The organism is Streptomyces sp. NPDC049915, from assembly GCF_040656475.1.
Lineage (GTDB): Bacteria > Actinomycetota > Actinomycetes > Streptomycetales > Streptomycetaceae > Streptomyces.
In genome coordinates this window covers 1-1,319 of record NZ_JBFAMH010000083.1, presented here as the reverse complement: position 1 = coordinate 1,319, position 1,319 = coordinate 1, and the positions used below count along the sequence as shown (strand labels likewise).

Here is a 1,319-nt window from a genome sequence, read left to right as displayed (position 1 = left end):
TTGTCAAGCCCCGGGTTTTGTGGAGGCTGAGTTAGCTGGTTTTCTGGAGTGACGCAGGGGGTTCGGCCGCGTAGTAGGCGGCTTCGTGCTCGGCGGGGGTGACGTGGCCGAGCTCGCCGTGGAGGCGTCGCTGGTTGAACCAGTCGATGTACTCGGCGACCGCGATCTCGACGTCGTTGATGGACGTCCAGGGCCCGTTGTTGCGGATCAGCTCGGCCTTGAACAGGCTGTTGAACGCCTCGGCGAGAGCGTTGTCGTAACTGTCGCCTCGTGAGCCGACGGAGGCCACGGCAGCCTCATCGGCGAGGCGTTCGGTGTAGCGAATGGCACGATATTGGACTCCGCGGTCCGAGTGATGTGTGAGGCCAGCGAGGTCGGCGCCGGTGTGCCGGCGGCGCCAGATCGCCATCTCCAGAGCGTCGAGCGCGAGGTCGGTGTAGAGGCTGGTGGCGACCTGCCAGCCGACGACCATGCGGGAGAAGACGTCGATGACGAACGCCGCGTAAACCCAGCCGGAGAGGGTTCTGATGTAGGTGATGTCCGCAACCCAGAGCTGGTTCGGGGCAGTTGCGGTGAACTGCCGCTCGACCAGGTCGGCCGGACGGTCGGTCTCCGGGGCGGGCCGGGTGGTGCGCGGACTCTTGGCCCGGATCACCCCGCGCAGTCCCGCCTGACGCATGAGGCGTTCGACCGTGCAGCGGGCCACCGTGTGTCCCTCGCGGACCAGGGCGGCATGGACCTTGCGGGCTCCGTAGACGCCGTAGTTGTCGGCGTGGATGCGGCTTATCTCCTCGGCGAGGTGCTCGTCGCGCATGCTGCGGGCCGACGGCGGACGGCTGTGGGCGGCGTAGTAGGTGCTCGGCGCGATCGGCGCGTCCGTCTCGGCGAGGACATCGCAGATCGGCTGGACGCCGAACGTCTCCTTGTACTGGTCGATGTAGGCGACCTTCATCGCAGTGGACGGTCCAGCTCCGCGGCGAAGAAAGCCGAGGCGGACTTCAATATCGCGTTCGCCCGCCGCAGTTCCTTCACCTCCCTCTCCAGCTCCGCAATCCGGGCGGCCTCCGCGCTGGTGGTCCCGGGCGCGACACCTGAGTCGATCTCGGCCCGCTTCACCCACCCCCGCAGGGCCTCGGGGTGCACGTCCAGCTGGTCGGCGATCCGCTTGATCGCACCAGCCCGGCCGGCCGGGTCCTTGCGGGCCTCGACAGCCAGACGCGTCGCGCGTTCACGCAGTTCGTCGGGGTACTTACGGGGAGCAGCCATGATCGGCATCCTTCCGGGTCTTGATGATCTACATCAAACCCGGGGCGATTCAC

The 1,319-nt window shown here is 67.3% G+C and carries 1 protein-coding gene and 1 other annotated feature; the gene reads right to left on the bottom strand.

Features of this window, described 5'->3' with window-relative positions:
- Positions 1-31 precede the first annotated feature (31 nt).
- Positions 32-1,266, bottom strand: a protein-coding gene (locus AB0J12_RS39635) for an IS3 family transposase (RefSeq protein WP_363269663.1) whose coding sequence is annotated in 2 segments (ribosomal slippage) — positions 32-987 and positions 987-1,266 — 1,236 coding nt in all. Because the reading frame shifts where the segments join, the coding sequence is not laid out codon by codon here.
- Positions 860-988 (bottom strand) — a sequence feature (AL1L pseudoknot). It overlaps the preceding gene by 129 nt.
- Positions 1,267-1,319: the final 53 nt, after the last annotated feature.